The sequence below is a fragment of the Streptomyces sp. OfavH-34-F genome (assembly GCF_022347745.1).
Lineage (GTDB): Bacteria > Actinomycetota > Actinomycetes > Streptomycetales > Streptomycetaceae > Streptomyces.
This window is the reverse complement of the sequence record NZ_JAKRGC010000049.1, coordinates 1-17,734: the sequence shown is the minus strand read 5'-3', so window position 1 is coordinate 17,734 and position 17,734 is coordinate 1. Positions and strand designations below refer to the sequence as shown.

The window sequence follows — 17,734 nt, the reverse complement described above, 5'->3', positions numbered from 1 at the left end:
CAGCGACGCGCGTGACACATTCCACGGCACTTACAACCGGGCATTCTGCCCATTGCACGCCGAATGTTGGTGTCTGCTTGGCCATTGCTTTACTGCTTGCACAGGTCGGTCGCGGCATTGTTCCCCGAATAGGTGGGTGTGGGCGACGGTCCCGAGGCGTCGGCGGCGTCGGTGCCCCCGTCCCCGTTCGTACCGTCCTCGTTCGCGCGGTCCTCGTTCGCGCGGTCCCCGTTCGCGCCGTCGCCGTCTTTCTCGCCGGCGGGCACCACGGCGACCGGCTCGTCGTCGCGCAACTGCTTGAACAGCCTGTCGGCGTCGGGCTGTACCAGTTCGTCCCGGTTCCGGTTCAGGTGGTACGGCTGCCGGGGGACCGTCAGGAACTGCACCTTCTCGGTGGGTACGTCCCGCATCCCCCGCACCAGGTCGTACAGGTCCTTGAGGCTGTCCAGGCCCGGATCGGTGGTGAGCGCCTTCGTGGCCGCGTCCAGGACCGGGTAGAGCCGCGTCGGGTTGAGCAGCACCCCGTTGCTCTGCACCTTGTTGACCAGGGCGCCGAGGAACTGCTGCTGGCGGTCCATGCGGTCGGTGTCGCTGCCGTTGCCGAGCGACTTGCGGGCCCGTACGTAGCCCAGCGCCTGCTCGCCGTTGAGCTTGTGGCGCCCCGCCGTGAGCTTGAGGTGGGCGTCCTTGTCGTCGATCGGCTCCTTGAGGCAGACGTCCACGCCGTCCACCGCGTCGACCATGTCCTTGAAGCCGTTGAAGTCGACGATCATGTAGTGGTCGAGGCGGATGCCCGTCATCTTCTCGACGGTCCGGATGGTGCAGGCGGTCCCGCCCATCTCGAACGCCCAGTTGAACTGGGCGAATTGCGGCCTCGTGGCAGTTTTGTCCGCCTTGTGGCAGGTGGGGATGTCCACCATCAGGTCGCGCGGGATCGACATGGCGGTGGCGCTCTTCCGGTCCGCCGCCAGGTGCAGCAGGATCGTGGTGTCCGAGCGCTGGCTGCCGCCGTCGTCACGGCCGTACTTCCGGTTGTCGCCCGCCCGGCTGTCGGAGCCGATGAGCAGGATGTTCTCCGCGTCGTGGACGACGGAGACCGGCCGTTCCTTCTCGTACGCCTTCAGCTCGGCCGCCGCCGACGTGTCCGTGCGGATGTTGCCGTCGAGCTTCTTGTACAGCCACCAGCCGACGCCCGCCGCCACCAGCACGACGAACGAGGCGCCGAGGGCGGTCCAGCGCAGCCAGTGGCGCTTGCGCCCGACGGTGATGTCGAGGGCCGGGCCCCCGTCACCGCCCGCTCCGCGCTCCGGGGCGGGGCCCGGCCCGCTGCCGGACCCGCTGCGGGTCTCCCCGCCGGGCGCGGCCTTCTCCTCGCGGGGAGCCTGGCCGGCCGCCTCGCCGGGCGGTGCGTCCGGCGCCCGGTCCTCGCCCGCCGCCGCGTCGTCGGGGTCGCCCGGAGTACCGGCGCTTTCGGTCACGTCTGCGTCCATCCTTCACGTTCGGCGGCGCGCTGGGCCGCCGGTCGCAGAAGTAGACGGCTGAACCTCACGCTTGGTTGTGCCTCGGGAGCCTGTACGCCAGATCATGTACCGGAGTTGAGCGCCAGGGCGGGGGGCTCGGCCCACGATGAGCCGGACGGGTGGCCCCTCGGACCGCTTGTCGTACCGGCCGCCGGGCGGGGCCCGCCGCCTCCCCCGTCACACCGTCAGCGTGACCCGCTCGCTCTCCACCCGCTGCGCCAGCGCCTCCGCGCCCAGCCGGTCCAGGTGGCGGCACAGGACCACGGAACCCCCGGTCGCCAGCGGCGCGTAGAGCCCGGCGCTCAGCCCCTCCCAGGAGTCGTACGCGCGCCCCGACAGCAGCCGCGCCCCGGGGCCCGTGCCCAGCGCCGCCCCGTCCTCGCGCGCCCGCGCCACCAGTTCCGCCGCCGTGAACGACGCACCGCCCACCGTCAGCGCCGGCGCGTCCGGGTCCACCGGGGCGAACGGCGCGAACCGGTCGCCCTGCCCCGGCACCTCCACCGCGTAGTCCGCGAATCCCTCGGGCGCCTGCGGGAACCTCCCGCCCAGCGGGCGCAGGGCCAGCGCGACCCGCTCGCCCCGGCAGGCCCGCGCCGCGTCCAGCGTGTCCGGACCGGAGACGACGAGATCGGCCGCGGCCGGATCGCCCTGCACCTCGGCCACCACGCCCACCGAGGCACAGGCCAGCAGCCAGACCGCGGACTGCCAGTGCGCGGGCAGCAGCAGCGCAAGCCGGTCACCGGGCTCGGCGGCCAGGTCGCCCTGGAGCAGATTGGCGGTCTTGGCCACCCAGTTGGCGAAGGTGGCCACCGACAACTCGACGCGCTCTCCGGTCGCGTCGTCGTAGAAGGTGACCAGGGGGCGGGCCGGGTCCGCGGCGAGCGCGGAACGCAGCAGGTCGGCGGGGGTGCGGTCGCTGGCGTTCATGGGCGGAAGCGTACGCGGCCGGCCCGGCGCCCCCACCGGAAGCCACAGGCCATCGGTCCGGCACCCTCGGAAGCCGCAGCCCCCGCCGCGAGCCACCGGGCCGGCGCCCCCGCCCGGAGCCGCGGCACACCCGCCCCGGGCCACCTCGCCCAGGCGTTCGAGCGGTCTGCATAGACTGACCAGCCACAACCAGGCCCGGCCCCAGCAGGAAGCGAAGACAGTGCTGTGACAGAGGCAAAAGAAGCGATCCTGCTGGTCGGCGGCAAGGGAACCCGGCTGCGCCCGCTCACGGTGCACACGCCCAAACCGATGGTCCCGGCGGCGGGCGTCCCCTTCCTCACGCACCAGCTGGCGCGGGCCCGCGCGGCGGGGGTCGAGCACATCGTCCTCGCCACCTCGTACCTCGCGGAGGTCTTCGAGCCGTACTTCGGCGACGGCTCCTCGCTCGGCCTGCACATCGAGTACGTGACCGAGCGCGAACCGCTCGGTACCGGCGGCGCCATCCGCAACGTCGCCCACCGCCTCGCCTCCGGCCCGGACGAACCGGTCCTCATCTTCAACGGCGACATCCTCACCGGGCTCGACATCCGCGCGCTGGTCGCCTCGCACGCCGACTCCGGCGCCGACGTCTCCCTGCACCTGACCCGCGTCGAGGACCCGCGCGCCTTCGGCCTGGTGCCGACCGACGGGACCGGCCGCGTCACCGCCTTCCTGGAGAAGCCGCAGACGCCCGAGGAGATCGTCACCGACCAGATCAACGCCGGCGCCTACATCTTCCGCCGCTCGGTCATCGACACCATCCCGGCTGGCCGCCCCGTCTCCGTCGAGCGCGAGACCTTCCCCGGCCTCCTCGCCGCCGGCGCCCACCTCCAGGGCATGGTCGACTCCACGTACTGGCTGGACCTCGGCACCCCGCAGGCGTTCGTCCGGGGCTCCGCCGACCTGGTGCTCGGCCGCGCCCCGTCCCCGGCGGTGCCGGGCCGCTGCGGCGACAGCCTCGCCCTGCCGACCGCCTCCGTCGCCCCCGACGCCAAGCTCTCCGGCGGCACGGTCGTCGGCGAGGGCGCGGTGATCGGCGCGGGCGCCCGGATCGACGGCTCCACCGTCCTCGCGGGCGCGGTCGTCGAACCCGGCGCGGTGATCTCGGACTCCCTGGTCGGCGCACGCGCCAGGATCGGCAGCCGTACGGTGCTGGCCGGCGCCGTCGTCGGCGACGGCGCCGAGGTGGGCGCCGACAACGAACTGCGCGAGGGCGTCCGCGTCTGGTGCGGGGCCCGCCTGCCGGACGCCTCGGTACGGTTCTCCTCGGACGAGTGAGCACCCCGGCCGCCCCGGCCCGTCCGCACCCCAGGTGGCCGAAATCCGCCGTACCCTCGACAGGCAGCCCCGACGACCGAGGACCTCATCCGTGGCAGGACGATTCGCTCCCCGCAACGCCCGGCGCGCGCCCGTCCCGCACCAGGCGGCGGCCACGCCCGTACCGGCGGCGCAGACCCGTGTCTGGACCCCGCCGGGCCCGCTGGACCTGCGGCTCGTCCTCGGCCCGCTGCGCCGGGGCCCCGCCGACCCCACGTTCCGCATGGTCGCCGACGGCTCCGTACGCCGCGCCAGCCGCACCCCCGCCGGACCCGGCACGCTCCACGTCGTCGAGCGCGGTGGCCGGATCGAGGCGTCCGCCTGGGGGCCCGGCGCGTCCTGGTTCCTCGACGAACTGCCCACCCTGCTCGGCGAGGGCGACGACCCGGCCGCCTTCGTCCCGCGCCACCGCCTGGTCGCCCAGGCCCAGCACCGCCGCCCCGGACTCCGGCTGCTGCGCACGGGCCTGGTGCTGGAGTCGCTGATCCCGTCGATCCTGGAACAGAAGGTGACGACGGACGAGGCGTACCGCGCCTGGCGCCTCCTGGTCCGGATGTACGGGGAGCCCGCGCCCGGCCCGCAGGAGTACGGCCTCTACGTCATGCCGGACGCCCGCACCTGGTCGCTGATCCCGTCCTGGGACTGGCACCGCGCGGGCGTGGACAGCAAGCGCTCGGCGACGATCCTGCGCGCGGTCCGGGTCGCCCGGCGCATGGAGGAGGCCGCCGCGATGGACCTCCCGGACGCGCTGGCCCGGCTCCAGGCCGTGCCCGGGATCGGCCCCTGGACGGCGGCGGAGACCCTGCAGCGCTCCAACGGCGCGCCGGACGCCGTGACGGTCGGCGACTTCCACCTCCCCGGCATCGTCGGCCACGCCCTGGCCGGCAACCGCGACGCCGACGACGCGGAGATGCTCGCGCTGCTCACCCCGTACGAGGGCCAGCGCCACCGGGCGACCCGCCTCATCCTGCTCTCCGGCGAGACCCCGCCCCGCCGGGCACCGAGGTTCCAGCCCAGGGACATCGCGCGGCTGTAGCAGCCCCGGCCCGTCCGCCGCCCGGCCCCCGGCCCGTCCGCCCCCCGGCTCACCGCACGACGACGAAGTCCTCCGGGTCGCGTCCCACCCGCGCCGCCGGCACCGTCACGGGATGCCCGATCGCGACCGCCCCCAGTGGCTCCCAGCTCTCCGGCAGGCCCAGCACGTCGCGCACTACGTCGCGGCAGAACATCGTCGAGGACACCCACGCCGACCCCAGCCGCTCCCCGGCCAGCGCGACCAGGAAGTTCTGGATGCCCGCCCCGGCGGCGACCACGAACATCTCGCGCTCCGCGCCGTCCCGCCGCTCGTCCCCGTACGTGTGCGCACCCTCCCTCACCATGCACGGCACCGCCAGGTACGGCGCCCGGCGCAGCACGTCGCCCCGCCGGACCCGCTTGGCGATGGACTCCTCGCTCTTGCCGTCGCGCCGCAGATCCGCGATCCAGGCGTCCCGCATGGCGTCGAGGAGCCGGGTCCGGGACTCCGGGGACTCCAGCAGCACGAACCGCCACGGCGTCGTGTGATGGGGCGCCGGCGCGGTCACCGCCGCGGCCACCGCACGCCGGACCGCCCCGGGGTCCACCGGATCGCCGGTGAACTCGCGGACCGTGCGCCGCAGCGTCACCGCCTCGCGGACCGCCTCCGAGGTCCCGAGCCGGAACATGTCGTCGGCCGCGCCCCGCACCATCGCGCGGGCGCCCCGCTCGTCCGCCGCGTCCACGACGTGCCCGAGCCCGCGCACCACGGCGACGGGCAGCCCGGCCGCCTTGCCCTTGACCAGGTCGCCCGCGGCGGCCAGCTCGTCGGCCGTGGCGACGACGGTCGCGCTCAGCGGATTGCCGTGCGCGTCGTGCCCGCCGCGCAGGTCGTCCAGCACCCGGACCCCGGCCGCGCCGATGGCGACATCGGTCAGCCCGTTGCGCCAGGGCCGGCCGAAGGTGTCCGTGACGACGACGCCGACCTCAACGCCGAGGGCGGCCCGCAGCCCTTCCCGGATCGTCCGGGCCGAAGCGTCGGGGTCCTCGGGAAGCAGCAGGACCGTGCCGGCGGGGGTGTTCGACGCGTCGACCCCGGCGGCGGCCATCACCAGGCCCTGCCGGTTCTCCACGATCCGCAGCGCACCGCGCCGCGCCACCACCCGTACCGTCTCGGCGTCTATGGCCGCCTCCCGGTCGGCGGCCGCCACGATCCGGCCCTCCGCCTTGGAGACGATCTTCGAGGTGACGAGCAGGACGTCACCGTCGGCGAGCCCGGGCTCGGCGGCCGCGATCAGCGCGGCGAGGTCGTCCCCGGCCCGCACCTCGGGCAGGCCGGGCAGCGCCCACACCCGGTAGCCGGGCGCGTCCGCGCTCACGCGCGCACCTCCTCGGCGAGGGCCAGCGCCTGCCGGGCCATCTCGGCGGTGGCGGGCACATCGGTCATCATCAGCGGTACGGCGCGGCAGCGGATGCCCGCGGCCTCCACCTCGTCCACCGCGCCCGCGTCCACCGTGTCCACCAGCCAGCCGTCGAGCAGCCCGGAGCCGTAGTGCCGGGCGACCGCGGCGGCCGTGGACTCGACGCCCACCGCCGCCAGGACCTTGTCGGCCATCCCGCGCACCGGCGCGTCACCGACGATGGGGGAGAGGCCGACGACCGGCACCCCGGCCTCGGCGACGGCCTCGCGGATACCGGGCACGGCGAGGATGGTCCCCACCGAGACGACCGGGTTCGACGGCGGGAAGAGGATCACGTCGGCGGCGGCGATGGCCTCCAGGACACCGGGCGCCGGCGCGGCCTGCTCCGCGCCCACGGGCACGATCGCCCGCGCCGGCACGGACGCCCGCAGCTTCACCCAGTACTCCTGGAAGTGCACGGCCCGGCTCTCGCCGTCCTCGTCGATCGCCACATGCGTCTCGACGCGGTCGTCGGACATCGGCAGCAGCCGCACGCCCGGCTTCCAGCGTGCGCAGAGCGCCTCGGTGACGGCGCTGAGCGGGTAGCCCGCGCCGAGCATCTGGGTCCGGACGATGTGGGTCGCGAAGTCGCGGTCGCCGAGCCCGAACCACTCGGGGCCCACCCCGTACGCGGCGAGTTCCCCCTTGACCTGGAACGTCTCGTCGGCGCGCCCCCAGCCCTGCCCCTCGTCGATGCCACCGCCGAGCGTGTACATCACGGTGTCGAGGTCGGGGCAGACCTTGAGCCCGAACAGATGGATGTCGTCACCGGTGTTGCCGATGACCGTGATGTCCGCGTCGGGCGCGGCCTCCTTGAGGCCACGCAGGAAACGAGCACCACCGATACCGCCGGCCAGAACCACAATGCGCATGCGAACAGTCTGTCAGGCGCGGCCCGGCCGATCGCGGGGCGGCCGGGGTCTCAGACCGTGGCGGCGGCCGGAGCGCACTGCGCGGAGCGCATCGGCATGTCGGTGAGGCCGGGGTGGTAGACGTGCAGGCTGACGGCCGGTTCCAGCGAGTCGTTGACGACGTCGTGGACGTAGCCGGGCGCGAAGACGCGCTGCGCCCCGGCGCGCAGGGTCCGCACGCCCCGGTCGGTGCGTTCGGTCAGCTCGCCGTCGAGGACGGTCAGCACGCCGGACGACGGGCCGTGGTCGTGCGCCCCGCTGCCCTGGCCGGGCACCCAGCTGAGCAGCCAGACCTCGTAGCCGGGCCCGGTCAGGAGGCGGTGGTACCAGCGGGTGGTGGCGTCGTACCGGACGAGCGGCGCCCAGCGGGCGCGGTCGGCGGCGACGGTACGGGCGAGGCCGACGAACTCGGCCACGGTGACGGGGTGTTCGCGGGCGGGGCGGAGAAGGTGCTGGACCTCCAGGAGGTCGCCGGCGATCTGGAGGTCGCTGTCGCTGCTGTTCATGGGAGCGGTGGTTCCTCGGCGGGGTGCGAGTGCGGCGTGCGGTGCGTCGTGCAAGTGCGATTGCGTCGTGCGGTGCGGTGGCTCGTCGCGGAAACGCGCGAGCGCGGAACGCGAGGACACGGGGACCGAAGCCGGGGGCGGGGTCCGTGGGGTCCGGGACGAGCGGGGCCGGGCCGGAGCGCGGGGCTACGACGGCACCGGCGGGATCAACAGCCGGGACAGCTGGAACAGCGGCAGCGAGCCAGGACAGCGCTGCGGAACCCACGGGCGTGGGTCGCGTGCGGCGCCGAGGTCACTGACATGGCAACAAGGAGAACCGGAGATCCGGCCACTGTCAACTCGATGACCGGTTCGGCGGCGGTGTTTCACCTCTTCCGGTTACTCCTGACGAAGAAAGGTTTTAGCGCCCATGGACGGGGACAGGTGGCGCAACAGCCGCGCCGCCAAACCTGGGCGCGGCACCGTGACCCGAATGTGATCTTGGTCGCTTCGGTGATCGAATCGCAACGTGTCCGAGTCGACGGGAGTTTGTCCACATGGCACGTGCGGACACGGCAGGGCCCATGGCATATGTCAGGTTTTTGGTGATTTGAACACTTAACGCATACGGTTGGTGCCGCAGGGTGAATACCGAGGCCAATAGCAGATCCGGGCTTGACCAGCCAGAGCTACACGCTTGTAATTTCACCCGTGTCGTTCGGCCGATTCGGTAACGGCCGCATCACGGGACGCAAGAGACGGACGAGGGGCGCAGATGACCGAGCTGTTCCAACAACTGCTGGTCGAGGACGCGGACGAGGAACTCGGCTGGCAGGAGCGCGCACTGTGCGCGCAGACCGACCCCGAGTCCTTCTTTCCCGAGAAGGGCGGCTCGACCCGAGAGGCGAAGAAGGTCTGCCTCGCCTGTGAAGTGCGCTCCGAGTGCCTGGAGTACGCCCTCTCCAACGACGAGCGGTTCGGCATCTGGGGCGGCCTCTCCGAGCGCGAACGCCGGCGCCTGAAGAAGGCGGCGGTCTGACCCGCCGGACCCACCGCACACCACCGCACCACCGACGGCCCGCCGCCTGCCCGCGCAGACGGCGGGCCGTCGCCGTGCGCGCGGGGCGCCGTCGCCGTCACGCGCGGGGCGCCACCGCCGTCCGCGCGCGGGCCCACCGCCGGGTGCGTGAGGCACCGGCGCCCTACCCGCCGAGTGCACCCGTCAAGCCCGGAGCGGCCCGATTTCGGGCCCGCCCACTACCCCCTCGCACCCTCCGCCAACCGCTCCGGGCACTCCGCCTTTATCCGTACCGTTAGTGTGGGGCTCCGTCCGAGACGCGCCAACGACCCGACAGAGCGCGCGTGTACACCGATGCAGCCGGGGGAACGCCCCCGGACCCGGCCGGAGGGCCCGTACCTCGATGTCCGTGCACAGCCACTCGACGGCGCCGTACGCGGCCGCCGCCGCCCCAGAGTTCCCCCGGCATGTCGTCACCGCCGTGCTCGTCTCCCACGACGGCGCCCGCTGGCTGCCCGACGCGCTTGCCGGACTGCTCGGCCAGGAACGCCCCGTCCAGAGCGTCATCGCCGCCGACACCGGCAGCGCCGACGACTCCGCGCGCCTGGTCACCGAGGCGCTCGGCGCCGACCGGGTCCTGCACCTCGCCCGCCGCACCAGCTTCGGCACCGCCGTCGACGAGGCGAGCCGCACGGCCGGCGTCCTCACCCCGGACGACCTGCCCTACCTGAAGCGCCCCAGCGGCTGGGACCCCGTCACCCGGACCTGGCACGACGAGGCGTACGAGATGCCCGAACTGCCGCACGGCGAGCCCGTGCAGTGGCTCTGGCTCCTCCACGACGACTGCGCGCCCGCCCCCGACGCCCTCGCCGAGATGCTGCGCGTCGCCGACGAGGACCCGCACGCCGCGATCGTCGGCCCCAAGCTGCGCGGCTGGTACGACCGCCGCCAACTCCTCGAGGTCGGCGTCTCCATCGCCAACAGCGGACGCCGCTGGACCGGCCTGGACCGCCGCGAACAGGACCAGGGCCAGCACGACCAGGTGCGCACCGTCCTGTCCGTCTCCACCGCCGGCATGCTCATCCGCCGCGACGTCTGGGAGGAACTGGGCGGCTTCGACCGCAGGCTCCCGCTCATGCGCGACGACGTGGACCTCTGCTGGCGCGCCCACCTGGCCGGACACCGCGTCCTCGTCGCCCCCGAGGCCGTCCTTCGGCACGCCGAGGCGTCCGCGCGCGAACGCCGCCCCATCGACTGCGCCGGCCGCAGCGTCGCCAGCCCGCACCGCGTGGACAAGGCCGGCGCCGTCTACACCATGCTCGTCAACGCGCGCGGCAAGAAGCTGCCCTGGGTCATGCTGCGGCTCGTCGTCGGCACCCTGCTGCGCACCCTCGCCTACCTCGTCGGCAAGGTCCCCGGCCAGGCGCTCGACGAGGTCACCGGCCTCCTCAGCACCCTGCTGCGCCCCGGCCGCATCCTGGCCGCCCGCCGCGCACGCGGCAAGGGCGCCGTGGACGCCGCCGAACTGCGCGGCCTCTTCCCCGCACCCGGCGCCACCGTCCGCGCCACCGTCGAACAGGTCGCCGGGAACTTCGGCGGCGGCTCCGACGCCGACGCCGGCGGCTCCCGGCACGGCGCCGTCGAATCCGGACCCGGCGGCGACGACGCCGACTACCTGGAGATCGACCAGTTCGCCCGGCTCAAGAAGGTCGGCCGCAAACCCGGCCCGGTCCTCTTCGCCCTCCTGCTCCTGGTCTCGCTCGTCGCCTGCCGCAACCTCATCGGCGGCGGCGCCCTGGCCGGCGGCGCCCTGCTGCCCGCCCCCGGCGACGTCTCCGAGCTGTGGGGCAAGTACGCGGACGGCTGGCACACCATCGGCACCGGCGGCACCGAGACCGCCCCGCCCTACCTCGCCGTGATCGCGGCCCTGTCCGCGCTGTTCCTCGGCTCCACCGGCCTCGCGCTCACCCTGCTGCTCGTCTGCTCGGTCCCGCTCGCCGGACTCACCGCCTACTTCGCCACCCGCCCGCTGCTGCCCTCCCGGCTGCTGCGCGCCTGGGCGAGCATCGCGTACGCCTTCCTGCCCGCCGCGACCGGCGCCCTGGCGACCGGCCGCCTCGGCACCGCCGTCCTGGCCGTGCTGCTCCCGCTGCTCGCCCGCACGGCCGTCTCCGCGCACGGCATGCGGGCCACCGGCGACGCCCGCGGCAGCTGGCGCGCCACCTGGGCGTACACGCTGCTGCTCACCCTCGCGACGGCGTTCACCCCGATCGTGTGGCCGCTCGCCGTGGTCCTCGGCCTCGGCGTCCTGGTGCTGCGGCGCGGCGACATCACGGCCTACGGGCTCCGCTTCCTCGCCGCCGCCGGCACCCCGCTGCTCGTCCTCGCGCCCTGGTCGCTCTCGCTGCTGGCCGACCCGTCCGCGTTCCTGGGCGAAGCCGGCCTGGAGACCGGCACCGGCTCCGCCTCCGCGCTGGACCTGCTCGGCATCAGCCCCGGCGGCCCGAAGGCGGCGGGCGGCGTCCTGCTCCTCGGCATCGTCCTCGCCGCCCTCGCCGCCCTGCTGCGCGGCGAGCGGCAGTTCGCCGTGCGGACCGCCTGGGTGGCCGCGCTGGTCTCCCTCGCCTTCGCCGGACTCGCCAACGGCTCCGGCTGGGCCGGCCCCGCGACCCTGGTCTACGGCGCCGCCCTCATCGCCGCCGCGCTGGTCGGCGCGGACGGCGCCCGCATCCGCGTCGCCGAACTGAGCTTCGGCTGGCGCCAGCCGGTCGCCGTCCTGATCGCCCTCGCGGCGGCCCTGGCCCCCGCGCTGGCCGCGGCCGGCTGGATGATCGGCGGCGCGGCGGGCCCGCTGGAACGCCGCGACCCGGTCCAGGTGCCCGCGTTCGTCGCGGAGGAGAGCGGCACCCGCGACCAGCCGCGCACCCTGGTCCTGGGCGGCACCTCGTCCGCCTCCGTCGACTACACCCTGGTCCGCGGCTCCGGCGCCCGGCTCGGCGACGCGGAACTGGCCGCCGCCCAGGGCGGCAACAGCCACCTCGACAAGGTCGTCGCCAACCTGGTCGCCGGCTCCGGCGCCGACCAGGGCAGCCAGCTCAGCGGCTTCGCGATCCGCTACGTCCTCGTGCGCGACGGAGCGCCGAAGCAGATGAGCCGCGTGCTCGACGCCACCCCCGGCCTCAGCCGGCTCAGCCAGCTGGACGGCAGCGCCCTGTGGCGGGTCGACCGCCAGGTCTCCCGGATCATGATCGTCCCGTCCGCCGACGGCGGCGAACCGCTCCCCGTCGGCTCCCGGCCGGTCGAGGCGCACACCAAGATCCCGGCGGGCGGCGCGGGCCGGGTGCTGCGGATCGCCGACGCCGCCGACCCCGGCTGGCACGCCACGCTCGACGGCCGCGCGCTCACCGCGAAGACCGTCGACGGCTGGGCCCAGGGCTTCGAACTGCCCGCCGAGGGCGGCACCCTGGACCTCACGTACGAGGAACCCCTGACCCACACCGTGTGGATCTGGACGCAGATCGCGCTCGCCGTGGTCCTGGTCGTCATGGCCCTGCCGGGCCGCCGCCGGGAGATCGACGACGACCTGCCCGAGGAGGCCGAGGCGGTCGCCGCCGAACCGGTCGCCGGAGAGGGCCGCCGGGCCCGCCGCCTGCGCGCCGCCGCCCTCGCCGAGAGCGAGGCCGCCGCCGCCGCGCAGCAGGGCGCCCCGAGCCCGTCCGAACAGCAGGACACCGGCGAACAGCCCGCGTACGTTCCCGCCCAGCAGGACGCCGAAACCGCCCCGGCCGCCCCCGAGGGCCCCCCGGAACGCGACCCGGCCGGCGAGGACGCCTACGTACCGCAGCAGCAGTACGGGGACTGGGACACCCAGCAGGGCCAGTACCAGGACCCGGGCTACCCGCAGTACCAGGACGGCCAGTACGCGGACGGCCGGTCGCCGCAGCCGGACGCCGGCGGCTACGACCCGTACGGCTATCCCCAGCAGCAGGGCGAGTACGGCGCGCCCGGCCAGGACCCGTACCAGGGCGGCGGCTACCCGCCGTACCAGGGCGCCCCCTACACGGACCCGTACGGCACCCAGGCGTACGACCCGGCCCCGTACGACCCCAACGGCTACGACGCCGACGGCGGGCAGTACGGCGACCAGCGCCCGTACGACCCGCAGAACCCCGAGAACCCCGGCCCGGGCCAGAACCCGTGGCCGACCGGTAACGCATCGCGAGGCGAGTCCGAGTGAAGTCCACCAGCAGCCTGTCCCTCATCGCCGGGGTCGTCGCCCTGGCCGCCGTCACCGGGTTCGCCGCGCTCAACGTGCCGGACGGGAGCGCCCCGGCCGAGGCGAAGACCTCCTCGCGGCTCCCCGTCGAACGGACCAGCCTGCTCTGCCCGGCCCCCGGCCTCTCCGACCTCTCGGAGACGGCGTACACGGCCTACACCCCGCCCAACAAGGGCGGCGGCTCCGGCACGGCGGGCACGGCCGAACTCCTGGCGTCCGCGAAGGACGGCGAGAAGGCCCACAAGCCCGACGAAGAGGACGGGAAGGGCGAGAAGGACGAGAAGGACAAGGGCAAGAAGGGCGCCGGCAAGGACAAGCCGGTCGTCTCCCTCAAGGAGCCCGGCACGCCCGCCACCGGCAAGGCGTCCGGCGCGGACTCGCCCGCCCTCGTCGGCACCGCCACCGGCCGGCTCGCCCCCGGCTGGACCGCTCAGCAGACCACCACCGTCGAGGCGGGCGACGGACGCGGCCTCCTCGGCATCGGCTGCACCGTCCCCGACACGGACTTCTGGTTCCCGGCGGCGAGCACCGCCAAGACCCGCGAGGACTACGTCCACCTCACCAACCCGGACGACACCGCCGCCGTCGCCGACATCGAGCTGTACGGCCCCGAGGGCTCGCTCAAGTCCGACGTGGGCGAGGGCATCACGGTCCCGGCCGGCTCCGGCGTCCGGGTGCTGATCTCGACGCTCACCAGCAAGGCCGTGGACGACGTGACCGTCCACGTCACCACCCGCGCCGGACGGGTCGGCGCGGCCGTCAGGACGGCCGACGACGCGACCGGCAGCGACTGGCTCGCCGCCTCCGCCGATCCCGCCGGCACCGTCGTCCTGCCCGGCATCCCGGCCGACGCGACCTCCGTACGGCTGGTCGCCTTCGCCCCCGGCGACGACGACGCCGACCTCCGGATCAAGCTCGTCGGCAAGTCCGGCACGATCACTCCGGCCGGCCACGAGGAACTGCACGTCAAGTCGAACATGACCGCCGCCCTCGACCTCAAGGACCTCACCCGGGGCGAGGCCGGCTCGCTGATGCTGGTGCCCTCCGACAAGAACCGGGCCACCCCGGTCGTCGCCGCGCTGCGGGTCGTCCGGGGCACGGGCGACAAGCGCGAGGTCGGCTACATCCCGGCGACCGGCCCGGTCGGCGCCCGCGCGACCGTCGCCGACAACCGCGCCAAGGGCTCCGTCCTCTCCCTCACCGCTCCCGCGGCCGCCGGCACCGTCGAGGTCACCGCCTCCGCGGGCAGCGGCGGCGGCACCCCGGTCAGCAAGACGTACAAGATCCCCGCCGGCACCACCCTGGCGGTCACCCCGCCCGTGCCCGCGGGCCTCAAGGGCACCTACGCGCTGACCGTCGAGACCCGGTCCGGCGGCCCCGTCCACGCCGCCCGCACCCTCACCGAGAAGGTGAACGGCATCGAGATGTTCACCGTCCAGACCCTCACCGACGACCGGGGCACGGTGGAGGTCCCGGCGGCCCGGCAGGACCTGTCGGTCCTCGACGACTGACCGAGGAACGGAACCGGAACCGGGGCCCCGCCGCGCACGCGGCCGGGCCCCGCCTCAGTCCTGCCCGTACCGGGGGTCGACGGACTCGGGCGCCAGCCCCAGCAGCTCCGCGACCTGCTCCACGACGATCTCGTGAATGAGCAGCGCCCGCTCGTCACGGCTCTTGGTCCGCAGCTCCACCGGGCGCCGGTACACGGCGATCTGCGCCGGCCGGTCCTTCCGCGCGGACACCGCACTGCCCAGCGGTACCGTCTCCTCCGCCTTCTCCGGCACCTCCAGGACCACGAAGTCGACCTCCGCCAACTGCGGCCAGCGCCGCTCCAGCCGCTCCACGGAGTCCTGGACGAGATCGCGGAAGTGGTCCGCACGGCTCATGGACAGCGGAACCTGCGGCGGGGCGACGGGCCCGCGCATACCGCGGCCGTGTCGGTCGCGGCGCCGCGGACGCGGCTCGGACGGGGGCGGTACGGGACTGTCCATCACCGACGCAGCCTAACGCCGCCGGAGCCCGCCCGGCCGGAGCCCGCCGAACCGCCCCGGCACGCCCGGTCCGCTCCGGAACGCCCCGGCTGTCCGCACTTGAGCGATCCGGCCACGGGAGAGCCCTTTCCGGCCCCGCTCCCGACCGCCGGACCGTCGCCTTGTGAAAGCTTCCCGGCGCAACGGTGACCGGAATCCTGACCGCCCCGGCCCGCGCCACCCCTCCTCCGCGCAGGTCAGGCAAGCTGCCCGGGGGTGCCCTGTGCCGGACCTCACAGGGCGACACGGAGGGGTGAGCCGGGGGAGAGTCGTCGCAGCCCGCTCAAGAGTGCGGTACCGTCCAACATCGTGAGCCCTGTACGTCGCTGTTCGCGCACCGCGTGCGGCCGCCCTGCCGTCGCGACACTGACGTACGTCTATGCCGACTCGACTGCGGTCCTCGGCCCGCTCGCCACCTACGCCGAGCCCCACTGCTACGACCTCTGTGCCGAGCACAGCGAGCGGCTGACCGCGCCACGGGGCTGGGAAGTCGTCCGGCTCTCCGACCCCTCCGCGCCCAGCCGCCCCAGCGGCGACGACCTGGAAGCGCTTGCCAACGCCGTACGGGAGGCCGCCCGGCCGCCCGAGCGCGGCGACGGCCCGCGCGGCGGCCCCCGCGCCGCCGACCCGATGGAGGTCGCCCGCAGGGGCCACCTCCGCGTCCTGCGCTCACCCGACTCCTGAGGCGACGCCGGCCGCCGGGTAGTTTGGCGGTCCGAAGAAACCCCAGGAGGACCGGCCCGTGACCGCAGACCTGTCGCAGCTCGTGAAGGCGTACGACGTGCGCGGAGTCGTGCCCGACCAGTGGGACGAGGAGCTGTCCGCCCTCTTCGGAGCGGCGTTCGTCGAGGTGACCGGCGCGGACGCGATCGTCGTCGGCCACGACATGCGCCCCACCTCACCCGCCCTGGCCGGCGCGTTCGCACGCGGCGCCGCCGGGCGCGGCGCCGACGTCACGATGATCGGCCTCTGCTCGACGGACCAGCTCTACTACGCCTCCGGCGCCCTGGACCTGCCCGGCGCCATGTTCACGGCCTCCCACAACCCGGCGCGCTACAACGGCATCAAGATGTGCCGGGCGGGCGCCGCCCCGGTCGGCCAGGACACCGGCCTGGCCGAGATCCGCACGCTGGCCGAGAAGTGGTCCGACCAGGGCGCCCCCGAACCGCTCGCCCGCACCGGCACGGTCACCGAACGCGACACCCTCGCCGACTACGCCGCCCACCTGCTCTCCCTGGTGGACCTCACGGCGATCCGCCCGCTCAAGGTCGTCGTGGACGCCGGCAACGGCATGGGTGGCCACACCGTCCCCACCGTCTTCGCGGGCCTGCCCGTGGACCTCGTCCCGATGTACTTCGAGCTGGACGGCACCTTCCCCAACCACGAGGCCAACCCGCTGGACCCGAAGAACATCACGGACCTCCAGGCCCGCGTCCTCGCCGAGGGCGCCGACCTGGGCCTGGCCTTCGACGGCGACGCCGACCGCTGTTTCGTCGTGGACGAGCGTGGCGAAGGCGTCTCCCCGTCGGCGATCACCGCCCTGGTCGCCGCCCGCGAACTGGCCCGCAACGGCGGCCGGGGCACGGTCATCCACAACCTGATCACCTCCCTCTCCGTCCCCGAGGTCGTCCGCGCGCACGGCGGCACCCCCGTCCGCACCCGCGTCGGCCACTCCTTCATCAAGGCGGAGATGGCCGCCCACGGCGCGATCTTCGGCGGCGAGCACTCCGCCCACTACTACTTCCGCGACTTCTGGAACGCCGACACGGGCATGCTCGCCGCCCTCCACGTCCTGGCCGCCCTCGGCGGCCAGGACGCCCCCCTCTCCGCCCTGGTCGCCCAGTACGACCGCTACGCCGCCTCCGGCGAGATCAACTCCGAGGTCGACGACCAGACCGCCCGCACCGCCGAGGTCGAAGCCGCCTTCGCCACCCGCCCCGACGCCACCGCGGACACCCTCGACGGCCTCACGATCACCACCCCCGCCTGGTGGTTCAACCTCCGCCCCTCCAACACGGAACCGCTGCTGCGCCTGAACGTGGAGGCGAAGGACGAGGAGACGATGAGGAACGTGCGCGACGAGGTACTGGCCCTCATCAGGAAGTGACCCCGCCCGGGCGGGCACTCCCAGCCCCTCCGGCGCATGAGGGGGAGCGGGGTCCGGGGCGGCGCCCCGAAGTTCCCGGGACCGGCAGGCACTCCCAGCCTCTCCGGCGCTTGAGGAGCGGGGTCCGGGGCGGCGCCCCGGTTCCGGGAAGGGGCGGGGTGGGGAACAGCCCGCCGCAGGCGCCCGTCACCCGCGCGCCCCACCCCACCCCGGAGGTACGCTGACCTCGCCCCCAAGGGGCCTCGCTCCACCCGGAAGAACAGCCGAAGAACACCCGAAGAACACCGCCCGAAGGGACACCCCATGCCGCTGGAAGCCGGCCTCCTCGAGATCCTGGCCTGCCCGGCCTGCCACGCCCCCCTGGACGACAGGACGGCGGCCGACACCCCGGAGCTCGTCTGCACCGGCGACGACTGCGGCCTCGCCTACCCGGTCCGCGACGGCATCCCCGTACTCCTCGTCGACGAGGCCCGCCGCCCCGCCTGACGGGCGCACCCGCACCGGCGCGACCGCGCGACCGCGCGAGACCGCCGACCCGGCGATCGGAGGACCGCCCCATGCTCGACGAGTCGCTGCTCGACGCCCCCGACGCGCTGGCCCGAGCCGACCGCCGCGACCTGCTCCGCGGTG

14 protein-coding genes are annotated in these 17,734 nt (G+C 74.4%); 8 read left to right on the top strand and 6 right to left on the bottom strand.

The genetic code is table 11. The features are described from left to right. Window positions 1-89: 89 nt before the first annotated feature. Complete coding sequence (locus MHW47_RS10985; RefSeq protein WP_239222491.1) at window positions 90-1,478, bottom strand: LCP family protein; 1,389 nt, start codon at window positions 1,476-1,478, stop codon at window positions 90-92. Between the two features lie 219 nt (window positions 1,479-1,697). Next, the gene (locus MHW47_RS10980; protein WP_239222490.1) at window positions 1,698-2,447 is read right to left on the bottom strand and encodes a TIGR03089 family protein; all 750 of its coding nucleotides are present in this window, start codon (window positions 2,445-2,447) and stop codon (window positions 1,698-1,700) included. Between the two features lie 225 nt (window positions 2,448-2,672). Between MHW47_RS10980 and MHW47_RS10975 the strand changes: the two genes are divergently transcribed. Then, window positions 2,673-3,764, top strand: coding sequence for an NDP-sugar synthase (locus tag MHW47_RS10975; protein ID WP_239222489.1), 1,092 nt, complete (start codon window positions 2,673-2,675; stop codon window positions 3,762-3,764). Between the two features lie 91 nt (window positions 3,765-3,855). Further along, window positions 3,856-4,839, top strand: coding sequence for a DNA-3-methyladenine glycosylase (locus MHW47_RS10970; protein WP_239222488.1), 984 nt, complete (start codon window positions 3,856-3,858; stop codon window positions 4,837-4,839). A gap of 49 nt (window positions 4,840-4,888) precedes the next feature. Here MHW47_RS10970 and MHW47_RS10965 read toward each other — a convergent pair whose 3' ends face one another. From MHW47_RS10965 to MHW47_RS10955, 3 genes are read right to left on the bottom strand one after another with little or no spacing between them, the layout of a single operon-like run. Next, window positions 4,889-6,196 carry a coenzyme F420-0:L-glutamate ligase gene (locus MHW47_RS10965; protein WP_239222487.1) on the bottom strand — a complete coding sequence of 436 codons (1,308 nt, stop codon included), beginning with the start codon at window positions 6,194-6,196 and terminating at the stop codon, window positions 4,889-4,891. Further along, on the bottom strand, window positions 6,193-7,149 hold the full coding sequence (gene cofD, locus MHW47_RS10960; protein ID WP_239222486.1) for a 2-phospho-L-lactate transferase: 957 nt from the start codon (window positions 7,147-7,149) through the stop codon (window positions 6,193-6,195). Before cofD ends, MHW47_RS10965 begins: the two co-directional genes overlap by 4 nt. Window positions 7,150-7,199: 50 nt before the next feature. Continuing rightward, entirely contained in the window at window positions 7,200-7,694 is a 495-nt protein-coding gene (locus MHW47_RS10955) for a cysteine dioxygenase family protein (protein ID WP_239222485.1), read from the bottom strand. Window positions 7,695-8,448: 754 nt separating this feature from the next. Here MHW47_RS10955 and MHW47_RS10950 point away from each other — a divergent pair. The 3 genes from MHW47_RS10950 to MHW47_RS10940 all read left to right on the top strand — a co-directional run bounded on the left by MHW47_RS10950 (window position 8,449) and on the right by MHW47_RS10940 (window position 14,478). Further along, window positions 8,449-8,712, top strand: a complete 264-nt coding sequence (locus MHW47_RS10950) for a WhiB family transcriptional regulator (protein WP_030927001.1) — start codon at window positions 8,449-8,451, stop codon at window positions 8,710-8,712. 382 nt (window positions 8,713-9,094) lie between these two features. Next, window positions 9,095-12,928, top strand: coding sequence for a glycosyltransferase family 2 protein (locus tag MHW47_RS10945; RefSeq protein WP_239222484.1), 3,834 nt, complete (start codon window positions 9,095-9,097; stop codon window positions 12,926-12,928). Next, window positions 12,925-14,478: a DUF5719 family protein gene (locus tag MHW47_RS10940; protein WP_239222483.1), complete on the top strand. Its 1,554-nt coding sequence runs from the start codon at window positions 12,925-12,927 to the stop codon at window positions 14,476-14,478. Before MHW47_RS10945 ends, MHW47_RS10940 begins: the two co-directional genes overlap by 4 nt. A 54-nt stretch (window positions 14,479-14,532) precedes the next feature. On the opposite strand, the gene MHW47_RS10935 is transcribed toward MHW47_RS10940, so the two are convergent. Further along, window positions 14,533-14,958 carry a metallopeptidase family protein gene (locus MHW47_RS10935; protein ID WP_111330940.1) on the bottom strand — a complete coding sequence of 142 codons (426 nt, stop codon included), beginning with the start codon at window positions 14,956-14,958 and terminating at the stop codon, window positions 14,533-14,535. A 348-nt stretch (window positions 14,959-15,306) separates the two neighbouring features. Between MHW47_RS10935 and MHW47_RS10930 the strand changes: the two genes are divergently transcribed. From MHW47_RS10930 to MHW47_RS10920, 3 genes are all read left to right on the top strand, one after another. Beyond that, window positions 15,307-15,681 carry a DUF3499 domain-containing protein gene (locus tag MHW47_RS10930; protein ID WP_239222482.1) on the top strand — a complete coding sequence of 125 codons (375 nt, stop codon included), beginning with the start codon at window positions 15,307-15,309 and terminating at the stop codon, window positions 15,679-15,681. Between the two features lie 58 nt (window positions 15,682-15,739). After that, entirely contained in the window at window positions 15,740-17,104 is a 1,365-nt protein-coding gene (locus MHW47_RS10925) for a phosphomannomutase/phosphoglucomutase (RefSeq protein ID WP_239222481.1), read from the top strand. A gap of 303 nt (window positions 17,105-17,407) precedes the next feature. Further along, window positions 17,408-17,590 (top strand): Trm112 family protein, encoded by a 183-nt coding sequence (locus MHW47_RS10920; protein WP_239222480.1) that lies wholly within the window; start codon window positions 17,408-17,410, stop codon window positions 17,588-17,590. The last annotated feature ends 144 nt before the right edge of the window (window positions 17,591-17,734 follow it).

Excerpts from the sequence above, each read along its gene's own strand:
- MHW47_RS10980 (WP_239222490.1), bottom strand. The coding sequence starts at position 2,447 with ATGAACGCCAGCGACCGCACCCCCGCCGACCTGCTGCGTTCCGCGCTC.
- cofD (WP_239222486.1), bottom strand. The coding sequence starts at position 7,149 with ATGCGCATTGTGGTTCTGGCCGGCGGTATCGGTGGTGCTCGTTTCCTG.
- MHW47_RS10955 (WP_239222485.1), bottom strand. The coding sequence starts at position 7,694 with ATGAACAGCAGCGACAGCGACCTCCAGATCGCCGGCGACCTCCTGGAG.
- MHW47_RS10950 (WP_030927001.1), top strand. The coding sequence starts at position 8,449 with ATGACCGAGCTGTTCCAACAACTGCTGGTCGAGGACGCGGACGAGGAA.
- MHW47_RS10945 (WP_239222484.1), top strand. The coding sequence starts at position 9,095 with ATGTCCGTGCACAGCCACTCGACGGCGCCGTACGCGGCCGCCGCCGCC.
- MHW47_RS10935 (WP_111330940.1), bottom strand. The coding sequence starts at position 14,958 with ATGGACAGTCCCGTACCGCCCCCGTCCGAGCCGCGTCCGCGGCGCCGC.
- MHW47_RS10920 (WP_239222480.1), top strand. The coding sequence starts at position 17,408 with ATGCCGCTGGAAGCCGGCCTCCTCGAGATCCTGGCCTGCCCGGCCTGC.